Below are 23,908 nucleotides of genomic sequence, written 5' to 3'. Positions count from 1 at the left end.
TAAGATGCCCGCATGACACTCGACCTCTTCCGACAGGACGCCTACCTGCAGCACTGCGAGGCGTGCGTGACCGCCATCGACGAACACGGCATCGTGCTCGACCGCACCGTGTTCTACCCGCTCGGCGGTGGCCAGGCCGGCGACACCGGCGTGCTCACGCGGGCCGATGGCGCGGCCATCACCATCGTCGATACGCGCAAGGGCAAGGACGCCGAAGGCCGGCCCACCGCGACCATCGTGCACGTGCCCGCGCCAGGGCAGGAGGCACTTCTCGCGCAGCTCACCGCCGGCACGCCGGTGAGCGCGCGCATCGACTGGGCGCGCCGCCACCGGCTGATGCGCTTTCACACCGCAACCCACCTGCTGTGCCATCTCGTGCCGGTACCGGTGAACGGCTGCTCGATCACGCCGGACTACGCGCGCATGGACCTGCACATGACCGACCCGCTGGACAAGGACGCGCTCACGGAGGGCCTGGCGCGGCTCGTGGCCGAAGCTCACCCCCTGACCGTGGGCGCCATCACCGACGCCGAGCTCGACGCCAACCCCGCGCTGGTCAAGAGCATGAGCGTGGCGCCGCCGCGCGGCAGCGGCACGGTGCGCACCATCCGCATCGGCGATGCCACGCTGATCGACCTGCAGCCCTGCGGAGGCACGCACGTGGCCAACACCGCCGAGATCGGCCGCGTGGTGGTCATGAAGATCGAGAAGAAGTCTGCCAGCACCCGGCGGGTGGTGCTGGGCTTCGCCGACTGACTACGGGTAGATGAACCGCCGCGACCACGGCAGGCCTTGCGCGCGCTGACCCGCGGCGCGACAGATCACCTGGTAGATCGACACCTCGTCGTGCTCGAAGGCCCAGGCGCAGCCCGCCAGGTAGACGCGCCAGATGCGCCACTTCTTCTCGTCCACCAGCGGTTTGATCTGTGCCGTGCGCGCCTCGAAGGCCTCGCTCCAGAGCTGGGTTGTGCGCATGTAGTGGCGCCGCAGACTCTCCACGTCGAATGCCTCCAGACCGCCTTCCTGCATGGTGCGCAGCACGGTGCTGATGTGGGGCAGTTCGCCCTGGGGGAACACGTAGCGGTCGATGAAGGTGCCCCCGCCATGGCGGGTTTCGCCATCGTGCGCGTCGGTGCTGGTGATGCCGTGGTTCATCGCCCAGCCATCGGACTTGAGCAGGGAGCGGATGTGCCCGAAGTACGCGGCCAGGTGGTCAAGTCCCACGTGCTCGAACATACCCACGCTGGTGATGCGGTCGAACGGACCGTCGTTCACGTCGCGGTAGTCCTGCAGCCGGATGTCGATCCGGTCTTCCAGACCCGCGGCCCTCACGCGCTCGCGCGCCAGAGCGTGCTGGTTCTTCGACAGCGTCACGCCCACGCAGTGCGCGCCGAACTTCTGCGCCGCGCGCAGCACCAGCGCCCCCCAGCCACAGCCGATGTCGAGCAGGCGCTGGCCCGGCTGCAGCTGGATCTTGGTCAGGATGTGGTCGATCTTCCTGACCTGCGCCTCGTCCAGCGTCTCGTCGCCGTTCTCGAAGTAGCCGCAGGAATACACCATGCGCTCGTCCAGCCACTGCGCATAGAACTCGTTGGAGACGTCGTAGTGGTATTCGATCGCCTTGCTGTCGCTCTCGCGCGTGTGGGAGAAACGCCGGCGCAGGCGCCCGAGCAGACCGCCCTCGGGCTCGGCCGTGTCCGCCAGGCGGTGCGCCACGGCCAGGATGTCGGCCATCGAGCCGTCCACGTCGATCAGGCCTTCCACATAGGCCTGGCCCAGCGTGTCCAGACCGGGGTCGATCAGCAGCGGCAGGGCCGAAGGATCCCGCACGCGAATGTCCACCTGCGGCTCGTCGAAGTCCCCCAGCGCCAGCGAGGAAGACCCGCGCTCACCCCAGCTCAGGCGAACCGGCAGGTTCACCCGTGTCTTCATCCGTTGCGCCCAGGGCAACAGGGCACGTTCCACGATCGATCCCATGCACGACCTCCATGCGGGCAAACCCTTCCCGCCCCCGGTTGTACCGAAACCCGGAAAACCTGTGAAGCCTCTGTGACAAAGCCGTTGGGACCGCCAGACAAATCAACAGCACTCGCTTATATTTGAACGCCTGCGCGCCTGGAACTTGGGGCGCGCAGCCTCCTCCAACCGGCTCGGCGTCCTGCCCCCACCCATCCGCCCCCCTTCCCCTCGGTACCCGATGCCGCCTCCGTCTCCCGTCGATTCCTTCCGGCACGCCGTGCCCCGCGTGCTCGGCGCCCTGCTGCTCGCGTTGCTGCCGTTCGCGGCCCCGTCCCAGGGCCTTCTGACCGCCACCCCGACGGCACAAACCGTGGTGCAGAGCGACCAGGCCCGCGCCGAGCTGCTGGCCCACGCGCCCGAGGGCGCCACCCCGGGGCAGCCGGTCTGGGTGGGCCTGCAGATCACCCACGCGCCCGAGTGGCACACCTACTGGAAGAATTCGGGCGACTCCGGCCTGCCCACGGAACTGCAGTGGACGCTGCCGCCGGGCGTGACGGCCGGCGCCATCGCCTGGCCCACGCCACGCAAGTTTCCCATCGGCAACCTGGCCAACTACGGCTACGACGGCACCGTGCTTCTGCCAGTGCCGCTCACTGTGGGTCCGGGTTTCGCCGGGGATCACATCGACGTCAAGCTCTACGCGGCCTGGCTGGTCTGCCGCAAGGAATGCATTCCAGAAGAAGGCCATTTCGCGCTGCGCATCCCGGCCCGGGGGTCGACCGCGCTCAACGGCGCCGCGTTCGACGCCAGCTTCAAGGCCGCCCCCGTGGACCAGCCCGCCCGGGACAGCCATGTGGCACCCGAGGCCAAGGCCCTTGCCGTGTCGCTCGCCGGCCTGCCCGCCGCCTGGCGGGGCCGGCCACTCGAATTCTTCCCCGAGGCTACGGGCCTGATCGAACCCGGCGCGGCCTGGTCGCAGGCCTGGGAGGGCGAGCGCTGGACCGCGCGCGTGCCGCTCTCGCCCTACCGCAGTGACAGCCCCGCGCGACTGGACCTGGTGGTGGCCCCGGCGATTCCACCCGGCCAGGGCCCGGGCAGCCCTGGCGTGCGGCTGGACGTGCCGGTGCAGGGCACCTGGCCCGCCGCCACCCCTCTGCCAGGTGCCGTGCCCGCGGCACTGCAGGCCGCGCTCGACGCCAACGCCGCGCGCGCCACAGATGCCGCAGCACCACCGGTCAGCAGCGCCACCGCACTCAGTCTGGGTGCGGCCCTGCTCGGTGCGCTGCTCGGTGGCCTGATCCTCAATCTCATGCCCTGCGTGTTCCCGGTGCTGGCCATCAAGGTGACTGCCTTCGCCCGACACGCGGACGATCGCCACGCCCTGCGCGCCAACGGCATCGCCTACACAGCCGGCGTGGTGCTGTCCTTCACCGCGCTGGGCGCTTTGCTGCTCGTGCTGCGTTCGGCCGGAGAACAGCTCGGCTGGGGCTTCCAGCTGCAAAGCCCGGCCGTGGTGGCGGCGCTGGCCGTGCTGTTCACCCTGATCGGCCTGAATCTGGCGGGACTGTTCGAATTCGGGCGCGTGCTGCCCAGCGGCGTGGCCAATCTGCAGGCGAAGAACCCCACGGCCGACGCCTTCCTCACCGGCGTGCTCGCCACCGCCATCGCCTCGCCCTGCACCGCGCCTTTCATGGGCGCCTCGCTCGGCCTGGCCATCGGCCTGCCGGCCGGGCAGGCGCTGGCCGTGTTCGCCACCCTGGGCCTGGGCATGGCACTGCCCTACCTGGCCGCGAGCTGGGTACCGGCGGTGGCGCGCGCACTGCCACGCCCGGGCGCATGGATGGAGACCTTCCGCCGTTTCATGGCGTTCCCGATGTTCGCCACCGTGGTCTGGTTGCTGTGGGTGCTGGGGCAGCAAAGCGGCATCGACGGCACGGCTGCGCTGCTCATGTTGCTGGTGGCGCTGGCCCTGCTGGTGTGGGCGCTCGGCCTGCGTGGCAGAAGCCGCGCGGTGCTCGCCAGCCTGTCGCTCGCGGGCCTGATCTGGCTGGGCTGGGCGATCGGGCCGAACGTGACACGCCTGCAGGAAACGCCGCCCGGCGAGACCGTGGCCACGGCCGTGAGCGGCCTGAACTGGCAGCCCTGGAACCCTCAGGCGCAGGCCGCGCTGATCGCGCAGGGCAGGCCCGTGTTCGTCGACTTCACTGCCGCCTGGTGCGTGACCTGCCAGTACAACAAGCGCACCACGCTCGCCGACGAGTCCGTGCTGGGCGACCTGGCTGGCAAGAACGTGGCACTGCTGCGCGCAGACTGGACGCGCCGCGACCCTGCCGTGACCGCCGCGCTGGCTGAACTGGGTCGCAACGGCGTGCCGGTGTACGCCATCTACAAGAAAGGGCAGCCGATACAGCTGCTGTCCGAGGTGCTGAGTGTCGAGGAGGTTCGCGAAGCGCTGGCCCGGCTGTAGGCCCGCCACGCTTCATCTTTCGTTCTTCATCCGTCCCACTGGTCCGTCCACAGGAGTCCCGCCATGCAACGCCGCCCCCTGCTCGCTCTTGCCGTCTTCTCGCCTCTGGGCACCATGCTGGTCACGCCCGCGTTCGCGGCCGCTGGCGTGGGCCAGGCCGCGCCCGACTTCACCCTCATGGACACCACCGGCAAGCCGGTGAAGCTCTCGGACTTCAAGGGCAAGACCGTGGTGCTGGAATGGAACAACCCGGGCTGCCCCTTCGTGCGCAAGCACTACCAGGGCAACATGCAGGCCTTGCAGAAGGAAGCCACCGGACAGGGCGCCGTTTGGCTGGCGATCAACTCCACCCGCGACGACAGCGCCGACTACCAGACCCCGCCCCAGCTCGGCCGCTGGATGACCGAAAAGGGCGCCAGCCCCACCGCCACACTGATGGACGAGGACGGCAAGGTCGGCGAGGCCTACGCCGCGCGCGTCACGCCGCACATGTACATCGTCAACCCGCAGGGCGTGCTGGTCTACGCCGGTGGCATTGACAGCATCCCCTCGGCCCGGGTGGACGACATCCCCAAAGCCACCAACTACGTGCGCCAGGGCCTGAACGAACTGCGCGCCGGCAAGCCCCTGAGCGTGGCCACCAGCCGGGCCTACGGCTGCAGCATCAAGTACCGGAACGGCGCGGCGTAAACGCCGGCTCCTTGGGCCGCCGCGGTATCGGCGCAACCGCTTCGCCTATGTGGCGACGCGTTGCGCCTGCGTGTCGCTCCACCAGTCGCCCAGCGCATCGATCAGCGGAATCAGCTTGAGGCCAACGGGCGTCAGCGCGTAGTCCACCCTGGACGGATAACCGTCAAAGGCCGTGCGGCGCACGATGCCGGCCTTCTCCAGCTTGCGCAGTTCCAGCGTGAGCATGCGGTGCGAGATTCCCGGGTTGTCCCGTTGCAACTCGCTGAAGCGTTTCGTGCCGTCCTGCAGGTAGTAGAGCAACAGCGTCGGCCAGCGGCCACTGAGCAAGACCATCGCCTCTTCGATCGGGCATTCGGACACGGCGGTTTTCATGTGGTTTCCATCCAGTCACAAAAAAGTGCGTCATTTACGGCCGGTCTGGCGCGCGGCACAGTCACGACCTCTGCAATTTAACGGATCGAAAAAATGGAACCTGTGCTTGTTTACGGTGTGCCCGCCGGCAGTTCGATGGGCCTGGTGGCCGCTCTGGAATGGATGGGCCAACCCTATCGCCTGTGCCGGGTCGACATGCTGGGCGAGATGCGCGAAGCATCGTACGCCCGCATCAACGCCCGCCACGAAACCCCGGTGCTGATCACCGATGACGGCCGCTCGTTGAGCGAAACCATGGCCATCGCCGCATGGCTTGAAGCACGCGACACGGGGCGTCGCATCAGCTTCGAGCCGCACTCCCCGCAGGCCGACCGCATGCACCAATGGATGGCCTTCATCAATACCGGCTTCACCGGCGCATTCGCACCGCTGTGGACTGCGCTGGAGATGGACCCGCCCGACCCGCACCAACAAGCTTCGCTGCGCCGCTTCGGCCGTGAAGCCGTCATCGAACGGCACGACAAGCTCGAAGCGATGCTGCGCAACAGCCCGCACGCCTTTCTGGCGGGCGAGCGCCCGACACTGGCAGACGGCCTGCTCATCGGCGTGGCGCGCTGGCTGGACTTCCACGCCGTCGCCGAACCCGGGCGCTGGCCACGCCTGGCGGCCCTGCGCGCGCGCCTGCAGGCCGATGCGGCGGTCCAGTTCGCGCTGGCCATCGAAAACGGCGAACAGCCACGCGGCACCGGTGCGTGCCGTGGCCATGTCGCACTGGCCGATCTCATCGGTCAGGCCACCCCGGCCTGAGGTCTGGCGCTGGCGTGATGGGGTTCGGGGAGGGCACGGTGCGACCCAGGCGGGATAATCCCCCGATACCCCCACCCCCGTCCAGCACCTCGACATGCCCTTTGCCCCCCTGCAGAACGACAGTTTCTTGCGCGCCTGCCTGCGCCAGTCCACCGACCACACGCCCGTCTGGCTGATGCGCCAGGCCGGGCGCTACCTGCCCGAGTACCGCGCCACGCGCGCGCGGGCAGGCAGTTTCATGGGGCTGGCGACGAACACGGACTACGCCACCGAGGTGACGCTGCAGCCGCTGGAGCGTTATGCGCTCGATGCCGCGATCCTGTTCAGCGACATCCTCACCGTGCCCGACGCCATGGGCCTGGGCCTGTCGTTCGCGCTCGGCGAAGGCCCGAAGTTCGAGAAAACCGTGCGCACCGAGGCCGATGTGGCCGCGCTCGCCGTGCCCGACATGAACCGGCTGCGCTACGTGTTCGATGCGGTCACGTCCATCCGCAAGGCACTCAATGGCCGCGTGCCCCTGATCGGTTTTTCGGGCAGCCCCTGGACGCTGGCCTGCTACATGGTCGAAGGTGGCGGCTCGGACGACTACCGTGCGGTAAAGACGCTCATGTACAGCCGCCCCGACCTGATGCACCGCATCCTGACCATCAACGCCGATGCCGTCGCCGCCTACCTGAACGCGCAGATCGAAGCCGGCGCTCAGGCCGTGATGCTGTTCGACAGCTGGGGCGGCGTGCTGGCCGACGGCAAGTTCCAGGAGTTCAGCCTGGCCTACACGAAACGTGTGCTGTCGCAACTCCAGCGCGAGCACGGCGGCGCGACCATTCCACGCATCGTTTTCACCAAGGGCGGTGGCCTGTGGCTCGACGACATGAAGGACATGGACTGCCACGCGCTCGGACTGGACTGGACGGTGAACCTGGGCCGCGCGCGCGCGCAGGTGGGCGAAGGTGCGAACGGCAAGGCCCTGCAGGGCAACATCGACCCGAACGTGCTGTTCGCCCCGCCTGATCGTATCGAGGCCGAGGTGGCCGCCGTGCTGGAGAGCTTCGGCACGCCGCACCTGGGTGCGGGCGCCGGCCCCACGCACATCTTCAATCTGGGCCACGGCATCAGCCAGCACACGCCGCCAGAGCATGTATCGGTGCTGGTGGATGCGGTGCATTCGCATTCACGACGGCTGCGTGCGACTGCCTGAAGCGCTGCGGATTTTGAAGCTGAACGTGGGCTGCGGGCGCGCTGCGGCAGGGCTCGCGCACCTGTTTTCAGGGGTTTGTGACACTGTCATCCGGCCGTCAAACTGGCCTGCCCCAAGGCCCCATAACACAAAAAAAGCCGAAAAAGTCACTTGACAGGCTTCACTTATGCACAAAACCCGTGCTGCGGTGCGCCATAAGCATCGGCCGGCCCGGGACAGCAGGAATTTACCGCAATGTCTTTGCAAGTCATTGATTCATATAGGTTTTAGTTTGTGCTTTTTTTCCGGGCATTTTAAGAAAACCCTTGATTTTCAAGGCCTCCCACGGCACGAACTCAGACTATCAACAAAGTTATCCACAAAAAGTCTGGATATGTCTTCATGCACTGTCAAATCAACAACTTAGAGCGACTTCCGACAGAACAGCTCAAGAACAGGCGCTAAGCATGTCTTTCTGGCCCAGCGTCGTCGTGGCCACCCCGGCCCACAGCGGGGTGGGTGCGGCCCTGACCTACCGAAGTGAGTTGTCGCTCGCGCCGGGCACTTTGGTGCGGGTGCCGCTGGGCGCGCGCGAGGTGCTGGGCGTGGTGTGGGACTGCCCGTCGCAGGCGCCCGCAGGGCTGTCCGAAGCCCAGACCCGGGACGTGACCGGCGTGCTCGAAGGCCTGCCGGCGCTGAATGCGAGCTGGCGCCAGCTGGTGCGTTTTGCCGCCCAGTACTACCAGCGCAGCCTCGGCGAGGTGGCCCTGGCCGCCCTTCCACCGCAGCTGCGCGAACTCAGCAGCGTGCAACTCGCGCGCCGGCTCAGGAAGCGGGCGCTGGCCGCTTCGACCGCCGGCAAGGATGCGCTGCCCCAGGAAGACGGCGGCGGCGCGAACGGTCCCGACCTCAGCGACGAACAGCGTGAATCCCTGCTCGCACTGGCGCGCGCGCAGGCGCCGGTGCTGCTGTTCGGTGCCACGGGCAGTGGCAAGACCGAGGTCTACCTGCGGGCCACGCTGCAGGCATTGCAATCACATGCCGACGCCCAGGTGCTGGTGATGGTGCCCGAGATCAACCTCACGCCGCAGCTTGAAGCGCGCTTTCGCGAGCGCTTCGAACCGCTGTTCGGCACCGGTGCGCTGGTCTGCCTGCACAGCGGCATGACACCGGCCCAGCGCCTGGCCGGCTGGCTCGCGGCGCACACCGGCAGCGCGCGCATCGTGCTGGGCACGCGCATGGCGGTGCTGGCCAGCTTGCCGGGGCTGCGGCTGATCGTGGTCGACGAGGAGCACGACCCGAGTTACAAGAGCCAGGAGGGCGCGCGCTACTCGGCGCGCGATCTGGCGGTGTACCGCGCGAAGGTGGAGACGGAGGCGTTGGCGGCTGACGCCGTGGCGTTGTCGCAGGCGAGCCCTCACCCCCCTTCGACAGGCTCAGGACAGGCCAAGCCTCTCCCAGAGGGAGAGGGCGTCCATACACCACGCTGCCAGGTGGTGCTGGGTTCGGCCACGCCTTCGCTGGAAAGCTGGCACGCGGCGGACCAGGGGCGCTACCTGCGCCTGTCCATGCCGGCGCGCATTGGCGGTGGTGCGCTGCCGCGCCTGCGCCTGGTCGACATGAACCACCAGCCCAAGGGCGCGGTGCTCAGCCCCCCGCTGGTGGCGGCCATGGCCGAGCGCATCGCGCGCGGCGAGCAGTGCATGGTGCTGCTGAACCGGCGCGGCTATGCACCGGTGCTGGCCTGCCACGACTGCGGCTGGAAGAGCGGTTGCCCGCATTGCAGCGCCTACCGCGTGTTCCACAAGCTGGACCGCACGCTGCGCTGCCACCACTGCGGCTTCACCGAGCGCGTGCCGCGCGCCTGCCCCGATTGCGGCAACCTCGACATCGCACCCGTGGGCCGCGGCACCGAGCAGGTGGAGGAACAGCTCGCGGGCTTGCTGGCCGACGTGAAACGCCCCGACGGCGGGCCCGCCCGCGTGGCCCGCATGGACGCCGACTCGACCCGCCTCAAGGGCAGCCTGGAGCTGCAGCTGGCCACCATGCACAGCGGCGAGGTCGACGTGCTGGTGGGCACGCAGATGATCGCCAAGGGCCACGACTTCCGCCGCATCACGCTGGTGGCGGCCATCAACGCCGACTCGGGCCTGTTCGCCAGCGACTACCGCGCGCCCGAGCGCCTGTTCGCGCTGCTGATGCAGGCAGGTGGGCGCGCCGGGCGCGATGCGAGCTTCGTCACCGCCCAGGGCAGCGCCAGCGAGCTCTGGGTGCAGACCTGGACGCCGCAGCACCCCTTGTTCGCCGCGTTGCGCGCGCACGATTTCCCGGCCTTCGCGGCGCAGCAACTGGCCGAGCGCGAGAGCGCGGGCATGCCGCCGTTCGGCCACCAGGCGCTGCTGCGCGCCGATGCACGCACGCAGCAGGCAGCGCAGGCCTGGCTGAACGCGGCGGCGCAGGCCGCGGACGGCCTGCCGCATCGCACCGACGTGACGCTCTACCCGGCCGTGCCGCTGACCATCCAGCGCGTGGCCAACGTGGAGCGCGCGCAGCTGCTGGTGGAAGCCGCTTCGCGCGGCGCGCTGCAGCGATTCCTGAGCGCATGGCAACCGGTGATGCTGGCATGCCGCAGCCTGCCGGAGGCACGCGGCCTGGTGCGTTTCGCGGTGGACGTCGACCCGTTGGTGATCTGATCTCAGGCGCTCAACGGCTCTTCCAGTGGCCAGAGCTGCTCCAGCGTGTGGATCACGTCGCGCAGGCGGAACGGCTGCAGCAGCAGCCGGCGCACCTCGAGTTCCTTGAGCCGCAGCACCAGCTCCGCATTGCCCTCGCGCGCCATCGCTACCACGGGCAGGTCTGCAGCGCACGGCAGGGTTCCGGCACGCAGGCGCTGCAGGAATTCCAGCGCCACGTCGCCTTCGGCCAGCGACAGCAGCAGGGCCTGGGGCGACCCCGATTTCAGCCACTGTTCCCCCGCCGCCACGCTGATCTCCTGGCGCACCCGGGCCAGTTGCAGCTCGCGGCACACCGATGCCACGGTGCCGCGCACCAGGCCGTCGGGCTCGATCAGAAGGACCCTTCGCAAGGCCGTGGGGCCGGTGCTCACGACACCGCCTCTTCGCGGCGGAACAGCTCCTCCACCACCAGATCGCGCAGGCCACCGAGGATGGCCGCATCGAGTCTGTCGAATTCACGCGGGCGCCGGTCCATGATGCACAGCGTGCCCACGACCTGCCCGTATGGCAGGCGCAGCAGCGCCCCGGCATAGAAGCGGATATAGGGGTGGCCGGTCACCATGGGGTTGTCGGCAAAGCGCGGATCCCGCAGCGCATCGGGCACCACCAGCGTCTTCGCCATGGCCACCGCATGGCCGCAGAAGGAAATGTCGCGCGGCGTTTCCTGCACGTCGTCCATGCCGAAGGACGACTTGAACCACTGTCGGTCCTGGTCGACCAGAGAGACCAGCGCGATCGGCACGTCGAATTCCTGCGCCGCGAAGGCCGAGATGCGGTCAAAACGCTCCTCGGGCGGCGTGTCGAGGATCAGGAGATCGCGCAAGGCCTTCAGGCGCTTCGCTTCGTTGTGGGGCAGTGGGGCCTTGATCATGGGTGCTCCGCGCCGGCGGCGCAGGGCCGGCCTGCCTACTACATCGGCAGTAGAAGTGGGAACGTAAGCCCCGGATGGCCCATTGCGCTCAAATATAAGCAAACTGCGATATAAGGACAGGACATACCCAACGGAGATCTGCCCGTGCCCCGACTCCCTTCCCGCTGGTGGCTGGCGCCCCTGATGGCCCTGGCCTTCGCCGCCCACGCCCAGAGCACCCTGCCCACCGACGCCGGCCCTGCCATGAAGGCACAGGCCGTGGGCCCGCGCAGCCACTACGTCGAAGGCCTGACGCAACTGGGCTCGCCGAAGAACCAGAACTTCATCAGCAACGCCGGTTTCGTGATCACGCCCGGGGGCGTGGTGGTGATCGATGCACTGGGCTCGCCACGCCTGGCCGAGCGCCTCACGCGCCTGATCGGCCAGCTCACCGACCAGCCGGTGACGCATGTGATCCTGACCCACTACCATGCCGACCACATCTACGGCCTGCAGCATTTCAAGGCGCTGGGCGCGCAGATCATCGCCCACGGTGCGTCGCGCGAGTACATCCAGTCCGACACGGCGCGCCTGCGCCTGGAGGCTTCGCGCACCGACCTCGCACCCTGGATCGATGCGCAAACCCGCATCGTGCCGGCCGACGTCTGGATCGACGGGCCGACCGCGCTCAAGGTGGGCGGCGTGGTGTTCGACCTGGTGCCGGTCGGCCCGTCGCACACGCCGGAGGACCTCGCTGTGTTCGTGCCATCGGAAAAAGTTCTGTACGCGGGCGACCTGTTCTTCAACGGCCGCCTGCCCTTCGTGGGCCAGGCCAACAGCCGGCAGTGGATCCTGTCGCTCGATCGCTTGCTGGCCTTCGACGCGCGCACCGTCGTACCGGGCCATGGTGCGGCCTCGACCGACCCGAAGAAGGACATCGCCACCACGCGCGACTACCTGCGGCACCTGCGCCAGAGCATGGGCGACGCGGTGGAGAACTTCGTGCCCTTCGAAGAGGCCTACGAGAAGACCGACTGGTCGGCGTTTTCGGCCATCCCGATGTTCGGGCCCGCCAATCGCATGAACGCCTACAACACCTACCTGCTGCGCGAGCAGGAAGCCTTGCGGGACCAGACCCCGCCTACGTCATCAGCGACACCGCCGCAGAAAAGGTGAAGAAGGCCGCGGTCGTGGTGACCAGGATGATGCGCGCGATGCGGCCGTTGTCGGCACCGAAGCGCTCGGCCAGCAGCGAGACGTTGCTCGCGCTCGGCAGCGCGGCCACCAGCACCATCACCGTCAGCGCGGCGGGCGAGAGCGGCATGCCCACCTGGATCGCGCCCAGGCCCACCACCAGCACCAGCAGCGGATGCAGCACCAGCTTCATGAGGGCCACCGGCACGTAGTCCGACAGTGGCATCGGGTGGTTGGACTGCATCTGCGCGCGCGCGAGCACCGCGCCGATGGTGAACAGCGCCACCGGCGAGGCCGCATCGGCCAGCAGCCACAGCGTCTGTTCCACCGGCTGGGGTAGCGTGAAGCTGTACGCCGACGCCAGTGCGCCCAGCACGATGGCCCAGGGCATGGGGTTGCCGAGCACGCCACGCAGCGCCTTGCGGCCTGCGTCCAGCATGGCCTGCCGGCCATGGCCCTCGCCATCGTCCAGGCGCGAGAGCGCAATGCACAGCGAGCTGGTGACCACCATGTCGATCAGCATGGTCAGGATCACGGTGCCCGCCGCCGACGCGCCGAGCAGGGCCACGATCAGCGGCACGCCCATGAAGCCCGAGTTGGGAAACGCCGCCACCAGCGCGCCCAGCGAAGCGTCGTTCCAGCGGATGCGCCGGTTCATGGTGATGGCAATGCAGAAGGCCACCATCACCAGGGCGCACACCAGGTACACGCCGATCACCGTGGCATCGAGCAGTTGCGCGATCGGCGTGGTGGAGCCGAAGCGGTACAGCATGCAGGGCAGTGCGAAGAACAGCACGAAGCCGTTGAGCCCCGGAATCGCCTCCAGCGGCAACATGCGCCGACGCGCCGCGACGAACCCCGCCAGCACCAGCGCGAAGAACGGGAAGGTGACGAGCAGGATGTTCAGCACGGGGCCGATTGTCTCAGGCCGGCGTGGGCCGCCCACGACACCCCGGCCGGTATGATTCAGCGCTTGTCTCCGAAGCGTCCCCTTTCTGCATGTCCCACGGCCTGAACCTCGCCCAACTCGAAGCCGTGAACCACCTGGGCGGGCCCTGCCTCGTGCTCGCGGGCGCTGGTTCGGGCAAGACGCGGGTGATCACGCACAAGATCGGCCGCCTCATCCAGGCAGGCCTGGCGGCCGAGCGCATCGCCGCCATCACCTTCACCAACAAGGCCGCGGCCGAAATGCGCGAACGCGCCGGCCAGCTGGTGGGGCGTGAGGCGAAGAAGGTGCTGATCTGCACCTTCCACGCGCTGGGCGTGCGCCTGCTGCGCGAGGACGGCGCGGTGCTCGGGCTGAAGAAGCAATTCAGCATCCTGGACACCGACGACATCACCAGCCTGCTCAAGGACTGCGGCGGCACCACCGACGCCGCCACCGCGCGCGGCTGGCAGTGGGCCATCAGCGCGTTGAAGAGCGCGGGCCTGAACGCGGCCCAGGCGCTGGCGCAGGCGAAGGACGAGAACGAGCGCGTGACCGCGACCATCATGGCGCGTTACGAGGAACGGCTCACCGCCTACCAGAGCGTGGACTTCGACGACCTCATCAGCCTGCCGCTCAAGCTGCTGAGCGAGCACGAGGACGTGCGCGCGCGCTGGCAGAAAAAGATGGGTCACGTGCTGGTGGACGAGTACCAGGACACCAATGCCACGCAGTACGAACTGCTCAAGCTGCTGGTGGGCGAGCGCGCACGCTTCACCGCGGTGGGCGACGACGACCAGTCCATCTATGGCTGGCGCGGCGCGACCCTGGACAACCTCAAGCGTCTGCCCCAGGACTTCCCCGAGCTCAAGGTCATCAAGCTGGAGCAGAACTACCGCTCCACCAGCGCGATCCTGCGCGCGGCCAACAATGTGATCGGGCCCAACCCCAAGCTGTTCCCGAAGACGCTGTGGAGCGACCTGGGCGAAGGCGAGCCGGTGCGCGTGGTCGACGCGGACAACGAAGAGCACGAGGCCGAGCGCGCGGTGGCGCGCATCCAGAGCCTGCGCGCGAGCTCGCAGCACAAGGAGCTGCGCGACTTCGCCATCCTCTACCGCGCCAACCACATGGCGCGCGCCTTCGAGCAGTCGCTGCGCAAGGCCAACATCGCCTACAAGGTCTCCGGAGGCCAGAGCTTCTTCGACCGCGCCGAGATCCGCGACCTCTGCGCCTGGCTGCGCCTGCTGGTCAACAACGACGACGACCCGGCCTTCCTGCGCTCGGCCACCACGCCCAAGCGCGGCATCGGCCACACCACACTGCAGCAACTCGGCACCTTTGCCACGCAGTACAGGCTCAGTCTGTTCGAGGCGCTGTTCTCGAACTCGCTCGGCACCGCCCTGCCCGCGCGCGCCGTGGCCACGCTGCACGAGTTCGGTCGCGCGGTGAACGACCTGGAGTACCGCGCGAAGAGCACGGTGGGCCACGAGGCCGCGCGCGCCTTCCTCAACGACTGGCTCAAGGACATCGCCTACGAGAAGCACCTGTACGACAGCGAGGACAACGAAAAGGTCGCCGCCGCGCGCTGGACCAACGTGATGGACTTCTGCGACTGGGTGGCCGGGCGCTGTGGCGGCAAGATCGAGGACGAGGCCGGCGTGCAGGTGGAGACCGCGCGCAAGAGCCTGCTGGAAGTGGTACAGACGATTGCACTGTTGTCCACGCTGAGCGAACGCGAGCAGGACCAGAACGTGGTGACGCTCTCCACCCTGCACGCCTCCAAGGGACTGGAATGGCCGCACGTGATGCTGGTCGGCGTGAACGAAGGCCTGCTGCCCTTCAAGATGGACGAGGAGCCGGGCCAGAGCGACGCCGCCGCGGAAAACATGGCGCAGCGCCTGCAGGAAGAGCGCCGCCTGATGTACGTGGGCATCACGCGCGCGCAGCGCACGCTGGCGGTGAGCTGGCTCAAGCGGCGCAAGAAGGGGCGTGAGAGCATTCCCGGCCAGGCCAGCCGCTTCATCCAGGAAATGGCGCTGGACCAGAACACGGTCAAGGAAGACCCGCGCGAGAAGCTGCGCGCGCTGCGTGCCGAGTTCGCCCAGCGCGCCACCGAACAGGCCGCGCAAAAGGCGGCGGACATCGCGCCATGACACACCGGCTGCCGCTTCTCGTCCTGGCATGCGCGGCGCTGTCCCTGCCCGCGGCCGCACAGCCCGCCGCGACACCGATGCCGGTCTGCACGCAGCCAGGCGACTTCGCACCACAACAGCTCTACGGCCTGTGGCAGCTCACCCTGTGGCCGAGCGACGGCGGCCGCGAATCCGCCCCGGCCTCGACCGGCGCGCTGCTGTTCGAGCGCCACCCCGAACACCCGGGCAGCGTGCGCGGCAGCCTCAAGCGCAGCACGAGCGGCAACGACCGGCAGGCGCAGGTGGTCGGCGACGTCACGAACGGTGGCGAGTTCCACCTCGACGAATCGGCCGACGGCCTGACCATGGACGCGGTCTGGGAGGGTGAGGTCACCGCCAGCGGCTGCGGGCAGGAACTGCGCGGCGTGCGCCGCCCTGCCGAAGGCCGCGCCAGCGGCGATCCGGTGATGGGCTTCGTGCTGAAGAAAGCGCCCGGCTGGCGCTGAGAGGCGGGGTGGTACTCAGTAGCCGTCGGCCAGCGGATCGGCGGCCCGCTGCTGCGACTGCTCCATGGACTTCTGCAGTTGCTGCCGCACCTGTTCCTGCGTGGCCCGCCCCTGTTCGATCTCGTTCTTCTTGATGGCACCCGCCGTGGCGGCGGTGCCCGCGGTTTCGACGCCGCAGGCAGCCAGCACGACCAGCACCGACAGGGCCAGCATGACAGGGAGTGTTCTGCAACCGTTCATGGTCGCCATTCTCGCGCCCCGTCCCGGGCCGTCAAGCAGCCTGTGCGACCTGTGCCGACTGGCGGTCGAAGCCCTCGCAGAGCAGCCGGGCCAGTTGCGCCGGCACGTCGTTGTCGAAGCTCATCAGCAGTTCCGTGGACACGGCGGCCGAGGCCGCCTGCAGCACCTCGCGCACATCCGCCCGCTGCGCATCGTCGACGGGTTGACCGAGCCGGAGCTCCATCACGGTCAGTACGGCGTCGCGCGTGCGATCGGCCGCCAGCACATGCCACGCAAAGTCGATCTCGTACCGCGCCACCAGATCGTTCAGGCTCTCACCGTCCAGGCGCGCTTCCTCGGCCACCTGGCGCATCGTGCGGGTACTGAGCCCCGGCAGGAAACGGGCGAGCAGCTCGTCGCGCCCGGGCGTGGGGTGGTTGGTGTTCATGTGGAATCCCGAAGAAGAGAACCGGGCACTGGCCCGGCGGCCAGCGTGCGCGGCCCGGAAAAGCAAAGGCCCATCGCGGTGGATGGGCCCCTGTGCGAAATGTCGGGTGATCCCGCTGGGGGGATCGGTGGACCAGGGAAGTGTAAGGCCACGCGCGCCGCGCCTGCCGCGGCCCTCAGACTGCGTTGGCCACTCCATCAACGGCACCGGCACCGGGCTGCAACACGGGGGGGTGGGTCACGATGCTGCGCAAGCCGGGGTGCGGCGGCCAGATGCCAGCCAGGTCAGGCCGCGGGCGCCCCATGCCCGGTTGGGTCGAACTCCATTGCTCGATCGCGCCGGCCATGGACAACAACCGGGCATCGCCATGCAGCGGGCCGATGAGCTGCAGGCCGAAGGGCATGCCCGCCGCATCCCGCCCGCAAGGCAGCGCCAGCGCCGGGTTGGTGGCCAGCGTCACGAGGTAGGTCAGGCTCAGCCACTCGTAGTAGTTGCGCTGCGGCTGGCCGTCGATGACGTCGGCGTACAACTGCGTCCACGGAAAGGGCGACACCGGTGTGACCGGCGCGATGATCAGGTCGTAGCGCTCGAACATGCGCTGGAACTGCCGCGAGATGCGCGTCTGCTCCAGGTGCGCCCAGGCCCGGTCGGCCAGACGGATGTTCGCGGCCATTTCCACGTTGGCCCGCACGTTCGGACCCAGCGTCTCGGGCTGGGTCCGGTGGATGTCGTCGAACGCGGCCACGAAGCTCTCCGCGCGCAGGACGTCGAAGCAGCGGTGGCCACCCTTCAGAGCCCAGTCCAGCGGCTCGCACACGGCCACCTCGCGCGCGAGCGCCTGCACCCTGTCGCGGAAAGTCTGGCGAATCATCGGATCGACAGCGCAGGTGCCGAAGTCTTCGGTATAAGCCACCCGCAGCGGGCGCAGATCCACCGGCTGGAGTGGCCAGTACGTGTCGTGCCGCACGCCCATGCTCAACGGGTCCATCGGGTGCGGCCCCGCGCAGGCCTGCATCATGAAGGCGGTATCGGCCACGTCGCGCCCCATGGGGCCGAGCACGGAAATCACCGACCAGCCCAGCGGCCGCATGTCATTGGCCACGAGCCCGGGCGAGGGCCGCAAACCCACCACGCCACACAGGGCTGCCGGTATGCGCAGGGAGCCGCCCGTGTCCGAACCGGTGCACAAGGGCAGCATGTCGCAGGCCAGCGCTGCAGCAGAGCCGCCCGACGAACCGCCTGCGTTGAGCGAGGGATCGAACGGATTGCCGGTGGCACCCCAGACCGGGTTGCGGGTATTGGCCCCGGCGCCCATGTCGGGTGTGTTGGTCTTGGCGGTCACGATGGCGCCGGCCTGCCGCAGGCGCGCCACCAGCGAGACATCTGCACTGGGCACATGCCCACGCAGGCGGACGTTGCCGCTGGTGGTCAGCAGTCCCGCCGTGGCCTGCAGGTCTTTCACACCTAGCGGCAGCCCGTGCAGCAACGGCAACGATTCGCTGCGCCGCACCCGGGCTTCGGCCTCCCGGGCCGCCACCATCGCGCGCTCGAAGTCGGTGGCGCAGACCGCGTTGACCGCCGGGTTGTGGCGTTCGATCTGTTCCACGCAGGCCCGCAGGATTTCGACCGGCGAGAGTTCACCGGTGCCAATGCGGCGGCGCATCTCCACCGCACCGAGTTCGACCAGCGACATCGCGCTCACTGCACCGGGATGTTGGCGCGGTGCACGTAGGCACGCAGCAGGGGCAACTCCTGCGCGACGCGCTGGTCGTACACCTTGCCCGGCTGGTAGTTCACATCCAGGCCGGTTTTCTGCAGGTCGGCCTTGACGACGGGGTCGTTGATGCAGTCGCGCAGGGCTTTGGTCAGGCGGGCACTGACCTCTGGCGCCATGCCACGCCGCGCAACCAGCGCGATCCAGGGCACCATTTCATAGTCGGGGTACCCGGCCTCCGCCACCGTGGGCACCTGGGGCATCTGGGGAGTGCGTTGGCCCGAGGTCACGGCGATCGCCTTGACCTTGCCCGCGGCCATCTGCGGCATGGCTGCCACGGTGGTGTCGAAGCTCAGGGGAATCTGGCCACCGATCAGGTCGTTCATGGCGGGCGCACTGCCCTTGTAGGCCACATGCACCAGGTTCGTTCCTGTCATGACCTTGAACATCTCGCCGGCCAGGTGCGCGCTGGTGCCCACGCCGAAGGAGCCGAAGTTCAGACCTGTCGGCGTGCGCTTGGCCAGGGCCTGCAGCTCCTTGACGGTGTTGGCCTCCACCTTGGGATTCGCCAGCAACACCAGCGGCGAAGTTCCGATCAGGCCAATGGACTCGAAGTCTGTCTGCGGGTCGTACGGCAGGTTGTTCTTGAGAGCGGCATTGACCGTGAACGTGGTGTTCGAGGAAATCAGCAGCGTGTAGCCGTCGGCAGGCGAGCGCGCAATGGCCGCCGCGCCAATGGCCGTGCCCGCACCGGCCCTGTTTTCCACGATGACAGTCTGCCCCAGTCTCTGGCCGAGCGGTCCGGCGATCTTGCGCGCCAGCGTGTCGGTGGCCCCGCCTGCCGGGTAGGGCACGATCAAGGTGATGGCCCTCTCGGGAAAGGCTGCGTGGGACAGGCAGGCGAAGCTGCACAGCAGCAAGGTCAGCAGGGACTTTTTCATATCAGCGCTCCTGGGAGTTGAACGATTGGAGGTAATCCGACAGCACGCGCAACTGCGAGGGAATGGCGGCGTCGGGCGCAAACGGGGCCAGCAGGCCCATGCCCCGCAGGGCAGACAGTACGAACTGCACCCGCGCCGCCGCCCGCGGCCCATGGCACATCTCCGGGAAGCACTCGGTCATGCGGATCTGCATGCGGGCATTGAGATGGCTGCGGCGCTCCACGATGTGCGCCACCATCTGCGCGTCTTCCCGCGCGGCCAGATAGGCCGACCAGGCTACGCTGAAACGCGGTTGACCATAAAGCCGGGCCCAGGCCTGCTGGACAAAATGATCCGCACGGCGCTTGAGCACCCAATGCGCGGGGGGCCAGAAATCGGCCGAATCCTCAAGCTGGGCAATCAGGCGGGTGATCGTCTCCAGCATCAACGCCGCCTTGGAATCGAAATGGTGCTGAACCGCGCCAGCGGTCATGCCGGCCACGCGGGCCACTTCATGCACCGATACCTGCCCGTGGCCTTTGGTCTGCATGACAACAAGCGCTGCATCGAGCAGGCGCTCGCGCGTCTGTTCACTGCGAAGCTGGTGAAGGGTTCGGGTCATGGTTGCTTTCCTTGATTACATTATGAGCATAATGTTTTTGATCTCCGATCGGGTAATCCCGGGTGCCGGAGACAGGCTGTCCTGGCGGTGCTGCGGGTGCAGTGAGCTGCTTTCGGGGTTTGCGCGAACGGCTTCCCAGCCGCAAGGTCCGCAGCCATGCGCCCTGCGGCACCATGCGTGCAGCCTCGCCAGGAAGCGACGGCAACTGCGCCAGAAAACCCGCGTTTCGGTACGCCGAAAAACAAAAAAGCGGCCTGTTGTGGAGGCCGCTTTTTGGGGGGTGTTTTCCCTCTGCCGACGAGGGAGAAACGATGTTCTGGTGGCCTGGGGCGGAATCGAACCACCGACACGCGGATTTTCAATCCGCTGCTCTACCAACTGAGCTACCGGGCCTTTGGAAGAAGCGAGATTGTAGCAGCTTCCAGCGGCCCGTTTCCCCGGCGAAAGGGCTTAGAGCGCGTTGCGTTTGCTGCGCGCGAGGTCCACGCCGAGCTGCTTGAGCTTGCGGTAGAGGTGGGTGCGTTCGAGGCCGGTTTTTTCGGCCACACGGGTCATGGAGCCGGACTCCCGTGCCAGGTGGTATTCGAAGTAGGCCTTCTCGAATTCGTCGCGCGCTTCGCGCAGCGGGCCGTCCAGGTTGAACGATTGAAGACACTGCGGGCCGAGGTCCATCACCGGCTCGGGCAGCGCGCCGCCGGTCATCGCGTTCTCCACGGTGAACTCCGCCGACAGCACGGTGCCTCCCATGCGCAGGGCCATGGCGGGGGCCGCGTGGTTGGGTTTGGCGGGAGCCTTGTTGAGGCCCTGGTCCACCGCCTTGAGCAGCTTGGCCATGGTGATGGGCTTTTCCAGGAAGGCCGTGGCACCGATGCGCGTGGCTTCAACCGCTGTGTCGATCGTGGCGTGGCCACTCATCATGATCACGGGCATGGACAGCAGGCCGTTGCTGGACCACTCCTTGAGCAGCGTCACGCCATCGGTGTCGGGCATCCAGATGTCGAGCAACACAAGGTCCGGGCGCAACTGGGCGCGCACGGCGCGGGCCTGCGCGGCGTTTTCGGCCAGTTCGACCGTGTGACCCTCGTCGTTCAGGATCTCGGAGAGCAGATCCCGGATACCCAGTTCATCGTCTACGACCAGAATAGTTGCCATGGCGCGGAGTGCTTCCCTCGGAGCGTGTTGTCAATTTGCAACTGCGAATGATAACGACACTTGGGCACCGATGACCCTGCCTTCGGTCACGCGGTTGCTCAGATCGACGCGGCCGCCGTGTTCGTCCATGATTTTCTTGACCACCGCCAGTCCCAGGCCGGTGCCCTTGACCTTGGTGGTGACGTAGGGTTCGAAGGCGCGCTTGAGGATGTGCTCGGCGAAGCCGGGGCCCTGGTCGAGCACGGACAGGCGCACCCACTGGCCGGAGTCCGAGCGCCGCGTGCGCAGCACCACCTGGGCCTCGGGCACGCCGGCCATGGCGTCCTGCGCGTTCTGCACGAGGTTGTGCAGGGTCTGGCGCACCTGCTGCGGATCGGCCTTTGCCGGGGGCAGGTCGTCGGCGAGTTCCAGGCGCACCGGCACGGCCGCGTGGTCGTACAGGCCGACGATGTCGCGCACCAGTGCGTTGAGATCGGTGGGCACGAGCTGCGCCGCCGGCAGGCGCGCGTAGTCGCGAAACTCATTGACCAGGCGCTTCATCGCATCGACCTGGTCGACGATGGTGCGCACCGATTTGTTGAGGATGGCCTGCTCGGGCGCCTGCACCTTGCCTTCGAGCTTCATGGCCAGGCGCTCGGCCGAGAGCTGGATCGGTGTGAGAGGGTTCTTGATCTCGTGCGCGAGGCGGCGCGCCACCTCGCCCCAGGCCTTGGCGCGCTGGGCCGAGACCATCTCGGACACGTCGTCGAACACCAGCAGGCGCTCGTTGTTGGGCAGCAGCGCGCCACGTGCGATCAGGGTGATGCCCTCCTCGAAGGGTGTGTTGCCGTTGGCGCCCAGCTCGAACGACTGTTGCCAGTAGCCGCCCTCGTGCGGCGTCTGCTCGGAGAGGAAACGTTCGAACTGCTGCAGCACGCCGGAGGCAAAGGTCTCCAGCCCCGGCACCTGTGCCAGCGGCTGGCCCAGGTGCAGCGCCAGCGGCGTGTGCAGGATGCGCGCCGCGCCGGGGTTGACGCTGTGCACGCAGCCCTGCTCGTCGAGCACCACCACGCCGGCGGTGAGGTTGTCCAGGATGGTCTGCAGGTTATCGCGCGCGGCATCCACCTGCTCCATGCTCTTCTGGACGGCGGCGCGGGCATCCGACAGGTCCTGCGTCATGTGCGCGAAAGTGCGCGTGAGGCTGGCGAGTTCGTCGCGCGAGGCCAGCGCGGTCTTGGGTGCGAGGTTCCCCGCAGCCACCTCGCGCATGCCCTCGGCCAGCACCAGCAGGGGACGCACCAGCTGGTTGCCCAGCAGTACCGCCAGCAACACCGCGCCAAACACGGCGAGGAACAGCGCCAGCGTGAGCGTGCCGATGTACATGCGGCGCAGGCCCTCACGGGTGAGCGCACGCTCCTGGTATTCGCGGTTGGCCACCTGCACGGCCAGCGCGTCGGTGACGAGCGCACCCGGCAGGGGCATGATGACCTGCAGGTAGCGCGGCTCGGCGTTGAACCCGAAGCTCGGCGGCGTGACCACGGCCAGCACCTTGATGCGCGCCTGGGTGGCCGCCACCAGGGCCTCGAGCTCGTCGCCTCCGCTTTCCTCCAGCCCTTCGATCTGTGCCAGCACGCGCGAGCTGCGCGTGCTGCGCAACTGGGTGGCGGTGGGGCGCTCGGGGTTGATGTCGAAGCGGGACAGGCCCGCGCTGCCCAGGGCCTGGCCGTTGGCGCTCCAGAGCACGAGATCGGTCACGCCGAGTTGCTCGCGCAGGCGTTCCAGCGCCAGCACGGCTGAGGCGTTGGGCACGCGCGAGAGACCGTCTGCGGCCACGCGGGTCTTGGCGCTGAGGTCGGCGGTCAGGATGTCGAGTGTGGTTCGCCCGAGGTTGAGTCCAGCGACCAGCGCGGACTCCACACGCACGTCGAACCAGCTCTCGATCGAACGAGAGACGAACTGGTACGACACGGTGTAGATCAGCAGGCCCGGAAGGATGCCCACCAGGCCGATGATGGCGGCGAGCTTGATCAGCAGCCGGCTGCCGAATTTGCCGCGCTTGAGGCGCAAGGCCAGTCGCAGCGCCAGCCACAGGATGACCAGCAGCAGGAAAGCCGCGACGGTCACGTTGATGCCGACCAGCCAGGGGAAGTTCTGCTCGTAGAACGCGCGGTTGTTCGTCGCCAGCGTCAGCAGGAACAGCAGCACCATGCCCAGGCCGGTCATGAACACCAGTCCGGCGCCAACGGCCCAGCGCACGGCCGCGGGCTTGGTCCGTGGCGGCGTGGTGTGCACCGGTTTGAGCGTGGGATCCGGGCCGAGGGGGCCGTGCGCGCTGGCCATGATCGTTCAGCGCGCGGGCTCGCTCACGGTGGCTTCGCCCGTGAGCTCGACGGCCTGAACGGCCGCGCCGACGTCCGGGCTGCGGTCGGGCTCGGCCTGGCCGGGCACCGGCAGCGCCTGCCGCAGCTCGACCGTCCACTCGGGCTGGTCGCCCATGCCGATCTGGAACGGCCGCGGCAGCAGGGAGAGATCGAGCCGGAACGAAAACTCCACCTCGTGCTTGGCCTCGGGGTCCAGTTGCGCGCCGTCGGCCAGCCGCCAGCGCACCACCCGCCCGACACCGGCCAGGGCCTCGTTGAGAGAGTCGAAGTTCTGGTGCAGGGCGTACTGCAGGCTGGCGCCGCCCGAGGTGGCTGCGGCTTCGTTGGACAGGCTCACCCGCCAGCGCCGCGTGAGCGGCTGGTAGGCCAGGCGCAGGGTGCGTGTGGCGCTGGCCACGCGCTTGTCGATCCAGTACCAACGCTGGCGGTACACGTCGGCATGCCACACGAAATAGAGCGGAACGGCCTTGTACAGGGCGTCTTCCACCACTGGCGAGGGTTGAAGTGCCATGCGGGCAGAGAGGAGCAGGGCTTCGGGCGTGCGCTGCAGGACCAGTTGCTCCACCTGGGGAGCCTGGGCATGCGCCGGCCAGAGCGCGAGCAGCGACAGCACCAGACCCAGGAAAAAACGGGGCCAGCCCCTCATGGCGTGGCCTGGC

At 68.1% G+C, this 23,908-nt stretch carries 22 protein-coding genes and 1 tRNA gene; 9 read left to right on the top strand and 14 right to left on the bottom strand.

Annotation, left to right across the window (positions count from 1 at the left end):
* The first annotated feature begins 12 nt into the window (after positions 1–12).
* Positions 13–756, top strand: a complete 744-nt coding sequence (locus K5880_RS13725; RefSeq protein WP_297653166.1) for an alanyl-tRNA editing protein — start codon at positions 13–15, stop codon at positions 754–756.
* Here the strand turns inward: K5880_RS13725 and K5880_RS13720 are convergent, their stop codons facing one another.
* Positions 757–1,977, bottom strand: coding sequence for a cyclopropane-fatty-acyl-phospholipid synthase family protein (locus tag K5880_RS13720; RefSeq protein WP_297653163.1), 1,221 nt, complete (start codon positions 1,975–1,977; stop codon positions 757–759).
* 220 nt (positions 1,978–2,197) lie between these two features.
* On the opposite strand from K5880_RS13720, the gene K5880_RS13715 reads away from it, so the two are divergent.
* Both K5880_RS13715 and K5880_RS13710 read left to right on the top strand, forming a co-directional pair.
* On the top strand, positions 2,198–4,426 hold the full coding sequence (locus K5880_RS13715; RefSeq protein ID WP_297653161.1) for a thioredoxin family protein: 2,229 nt from the start codon (positions 2,198–2,200) through the stop codon (positions 4,424–4,426).
* Between the two features lie 114 nt (positions 4,427–4,540).
* A complete protein-coding gene (locus K5880_RS13710; protein WP_297653224.1) occupies positions 4,541–5,116 on the top strand; it encodes a redoxin domain-containing protein in 576 nt (191 codons plus the stop codon).
* 45 nt (positions 5,117–5,161) lie between these two features.
* On the opposite strand, the gene K5880_RS13705 is transcribed toward K5880_RS13710, so the two are convergent.
* Complete coding sequence (locus tag K5880_RS13705) at positions 5,162–5,488, bottom strand: helix-turn-helix domain-containing protein (protein WP_297653158.1); 327 nt, start codon at positions 5,486–5,488, stop codon at positions 5,162–5,164.
* A 93-nt stretch (positions 5,489–5,581) separates the two neighbouring features.
* Between K5880_RS13705 and K5880_RS13700 the strand changes: the two genes are divergently transcribed.
* The 3 genes from K5880_RS13700 (at position 5,582) to priA (ending at position 10,165) form a co-directional block, all read left to right on the top strand.
* The gene (locus tag K5880_RS13700) at positions 5,582–6,295 is read left to right on the top strand and encodes a glutathione S-transferase family protein (RefSeq protein ID WP_297653156.1); all 714 of its coding nucleotides are present in this window, start codon (positions 5,582–5,584) and stop codon (positions 6,293–6,295) included.
* A gap of 94 nt (positions 6,296–6,389) precedes the next feature.
* Entirely contained in the window at positions 6,390–7,493 is a 1,104-nt protein-coding gene (hemE, locus tag K5880_RS13695; RefSeq protein ID WP_297653153.1) for a uroporphyrinogen decarboxylase, read from the top strand.
* Positions 7,494–7,939: 446 nt separating this feature from the next.
* Positions 7,940–10,165 carry a primosomal protein N' gene (gene priA / locus K5880_RS13690; protein WP_297653150.1) on the top strand — a complete coding sequence of 742 codons (2,226 nt, stop codon included), beginning with the start codon at positions 7,940–7,942 and terminating at the stop codon, positions 10,163–10,165.
* Between the two features lie 2 nt (positions 10,166–10,167).
* Here the strand turns inward: priA and K5880_RS13685 are convergent, their stop codons facing one another.
* Both K5880_RS13685 and K5880_RS13680 read right to left on the bottom strand, forming a co-directional pair.
* A complete protein-coding gene (locus K5880_RS13685) occupies positions 10,168–10,578 on the bottom strand; it encodes a hypothetical protein (RefSeq protein WP_297653147.1) in 411 nt (136 codons plus the stop codon).
* A complete protein-coding gene (locus K5880_RS13680; protein WP_297653144.1) occupies positions 10,575–11,078 on the bottom strand; it encodes a GAF domain-containing protein in 504 nt (167 codons plus the stop codon). The genes K5880_RS13685 and K5880_RS13680 overlap by 4 nt, the downstream gene beginning before the upstream one ends.
* A gap of 144 nt (positions 11,079–11,222) precedes the next feature.
* Here K5880_RS13680 and K5880_RS13675 point away from each other — a divergent pair, with 144 nt between their 5' ends.
* Positions 11,223–12,233: an MBL fold metallo-hydrolase gene (locus K5880_RS13675; protein WP_297653141.1), complete on the top strand. Its 1,011-nt coding sequence runs from the start codon at positions 11,223–11,225 to the stop codon at positions 12,231–12,233.
* On the opposite strand, the gene K5880_RS13670 is transcribed toward K5880_RS13675, so the two are convergent.
* Positions 12,199–13,161 carry an AEC family transporter gene (locus K5880_RS13670; RefSeq protein ID WP_297653138.1) on the bottom strand — a complete coding sequence of 321 codons (963 nt, stop codon included), beginning with the start codon at positions 13,159–13,161 and terminating at the stop codon, positions 12,199–12,201. The two genes, K5880_RS13675 and K5880_RS13670, sit on opposite strands and share 35 nt — an antisense overlap.
* Positions 13,162–13,250: 89 nt before the next feature.
* Between K5880_RS13670 and K5880_RS13665 the strand changes: the two genes are divergently transcribed.
* Both K5880_RS13665 and K5880_RS13660 read left to right on the top strand, forming a co-directional pair.
* Positions 13,251–15,329: an ATP-dependent helicase gene (locus K5880_RS13665; RefSeq protein WP_297653135.1), complete on the top strand. Its 2,079-nt coding sequence runs from the start codon at positions 13,251–13,253 to the stop codon at positions 15,327–15,329.
* The gene (locus K5880_RS13660) at positions 15,326–15,814 is read left to right on the top strand and encodes a hypothetical protein (RefSeq protein WP_297653132.1); all 489 of its coding nucleotides are present in this window, start codon (positions 15,326–15,328) and stop codon (positions 15,812–15,814) included. The genes K5880_RS13665 and K5880_RS13660 overlap by 4 nt, the downstream gene beginning before the upstream one ends.
* A 15-nt stretch (positions 15,815–15,829) precedes the next feature.
* Here the strand turns inward: K5880_RS13660 and K5880_RS13655 are convergent, their stop codons facing one another.
* From K5880_RS13655 to K5880_RS13615, 9 genes are all read right to left on the bottom strand, one after another.
* On the bottom strand, positions 15,830–16,027 hold the full coding sequence (locus K5880_RS13655; RefSeq protein WP_297653129.1) for a hypothetical protein: 198 nt from the start codon (positions 16,025–16,027) through the stop codon (positions 15,830–15,832).
* A 58-nt stretch (positions 16,028–16,085) separates the two neighbouring features.
* The gene (locus K5880_RS13650; protein ID WP_297653127.1) at positions 16,086–16,481 is read right to left on the bottom strand and encodes a hypothetical protein; all 396 of its coding nucleotides are present in this window, start codon (positions 16,479–16,481) and stop codon (positions 16,086–16,088) included.
* 175 nt (positions 16,482–16,656) lie between these two features.
* On the bottom strand, positions 16,657–18,174 hold the full coding sequence (locus K5880_RS13645) for an amidase (RefSeq protein ID WP_297653221.1): 1,518 nt from the start codon (positions 18,172–18,174) through the stop codon (positions 16,657–16,659).
* Between the two features lie 5 nt (positions 18,175–18,179).
* Positions 18,180–19,136 carry a tripartite tricarboxylate transporter substrate binding protein gene (locus tag K5880_RS13640; protein WP_297653124.1) on the bottom strand — a complete coding sequence of 319 codons (957 nt, stop codon included), beginning with the start codon at positions 19,134–19,136 and terminating at the stop codon, positions 18,180–18,182.
* A 1-nt stretch (position 19,137) separates the two neighbouring features.
* Positions 19,138–19,737 carry a TetR/AcrR family transcriptional regulator gene (locus K5880_RS13635; RefSeq protein WP_297653121.1) on the bottom strand — a complete coding sequence of 200 codons (600 nt, stop codon included), beginning with the start codon at positions 19,735–19,737 and terminating at the stop codon, positions 19,138–19,140.
* A gap of 317 nt (positions 19,738–20,054) precedes the next feature.
* A tRNA-Phe gene (locus K5880_RS13630) sits at positions 20,055–20,130 on the bottom strand.
* A 57-nt stretch (positions 20,131–20,187) separates the two neighbouring features.
* Positions 20,188–20,889, bottom strand: coding sequence for a response regulator (locus K5880_RS13625; protein WP_297653118.1), 702 nt, complete (start codon positions 20,887–20,889; stop codon positions 20,188–20,190).
* A gap of 30 nt (positions 20,890–20,919) precedes the next feature.
* Entirely contained in the window at positions 20,920–23,208 is a 2,289-nt protein-coding gene (locus tag K5880_RS13620) for an ATP-binding protein (RefSeq protein WP_297653115.1), read from the bottom strand.
* Between the two features lie 6 nt (positions 23,209–23,214).
* Positions 23,215–23,895: a DUF4390 domain-containing protein gene (locus tag K5880_RS13615; protein WP_297653112.1), complete on the bottom strand. Its 681-nt coding sequence runs from the start codon at positions 23,893–23,895 to the stop codon at positions 23,215–23,217.
* Between the last annotated feature and the right edge of the window lie 13 nt (positions 23,896–23,908).

The sequence above is a fragment of the Hydrogenophaga sp. genome (assembly GCF_025699295.1).
Classification (GTDB): Bacteria; Pseudomonadota; Gammaproteobacteria; order Burkholderiales; family Burkholderiaceae_C; genus Hydrogenophaga.
The sequence above is the reverse complement of the archived record's forward strand: the minus strand, read 5'-3'. Positions and strand labels throughout refer to the sequence as shown.

What these genes read in the sequence shown, in the direction of transcription:
- K5880_RS13725 (WP_297653166.1), top strand. Translation starts at nt 13, where the DNA reads ATGACACTCGACCTCTTCCGACAGGACGCCTACCTGCAGCACTGCGAG.
- K5880_RS13720 (WP_297653163.1), bottom strand. Translation starts at nt 1,977, where the DNA reads ATGGGATCGATCGTGGAACGTGCCCTGTTGCCCTGGGCGCAACGGATG.
- K5880_RS13715 (WP_297653161.1), top strand. Translation starts at nt 2,198, where the DNA reads ATGCCGCCTCCGTCTCCCGTCGATTCCTTCCGGCACGCCGTGCCCCGC.
- K5880_RS13710 (WP_297653224.1), top strand. Translation starts at nt 4,541, where the DNA reads ATGCTGGTCACGCCCGCGTTCGCGGCCGCTGGCGTGGGCCAGGCCGCG.
- K5880_RS13705 (WP_297653158.1), bottom strand. Translation starts at nt 5,488, where the DNA reads ATGAAAACCGCCGTGTCCGAATGCCCGATCGAAGAGGCGATGGTCTTG.
- K5880_RS13700 (WP_297653156.1), top strand. Translation starts at nt 5,582, where the DNA reads ATGGAACCTGTGCTTGTTTACGGTGTGCCCGCCGGCAGTTCGATGGGC.
- hemE (WP_297653153.1), top strand. Translation starts at nt 6,390, where the DNA reads ATGCCCTTTGCCCCCCTGCAGAACGACAGTTTCTTGCGCGCCTGCCTG.
- priA (WP_297653150.1), top strand. Translation starts at nt 7,940, where the DNA reads ATGTCTTTCTGGCCCAGCGTCGTCGTGGCCACCCCGGCCCACAGCGGG.
- K5880_RS13680 (WP_297653144.1), bottom strand. Translation starts at nt 11,078, where the DNA reads ATGATCAAGGCCCCACTGCCCCACAACGAAGCGAAGCGCCTGAAGGCC.
- K5880_RS13665 (WP_297653135.1), top strand. Translation starts at nt 13,251, where the DNA reads ATGTCCCACGGCCTGAACCTCGCCCAACTCGAAGCCGTGAACCACCTG.
- K5880_RS13660 (WP_297653132.1), top strand. Translation starts at nt 15,326, where the DNA reads ATGACACACCGGCTGCCGCTTCTCGTCCTGGCATGCGCGGCGCTGTCC.
- K5880_RS13655 (WP_297653129.1), bottom strand. Translation starts at nt 16,027, where the DNA reads ATGCTGGCCCTGTCGGTGCTGGTCGTGCTGGCTGCCTGCGGCGTCGAA.
- K5880_RS13650 (WP_297653127.1), bottom strand. Translation starts at nt 16,481, where the DNA reads ATGAACACCAACCACCCCACGCCCGGGCGCGACGAGCTGCTCGCCCGT.
- K5880_RS13645 (WP_297653221.1), bottom strand. Translation starts at nt 18,174, where the DNA reads ATGTCGCTGGTCGAACTCGGTGCGGTGGAGATGCGCCGCCGCATTGGC.
- K5880_RS13640 (WP_297653124.1), bottom strand. Translation starts at nt 19,136, where the DNA reads ATGAAAAAGTCCCTGCTGACCTTGCTGCTGTGCAGCTTCGCCTGCCTG.
- K5880_RS13635 (WP_297653121.1), bottom strand. Translation starts at nt 19,737, where the DNA reads ATGACCCGAACCCTTCACCAGCTTCGCAGTGAACAGACGCGCGAGCGC.
- K5880_RS13625 (WP_297653118.1), bottom strand. Translation starts at nt 20,889, where the DNA reads ATGGCAACTATTCTGGTCGTAGACGATGAACTGGGTATCCGGGATCTG.
- K5880_RS13620 (WP_297653115.1), bottom strand. Translation starts at nt 23,208, where the DNA reads ATGGCCAGCGCGCACGGCCCCCTCGGCCCGGATCCCACGCTCAAACCG.
- K5880_RS13615 (WP_297653112.1), bottom strand. Translation starts at nt 23,895, where the DNA reads ATGAGGGGCTGGCCCCGTTTTTTCCTGGGTCTGGTGCTGTCGCTGCTC.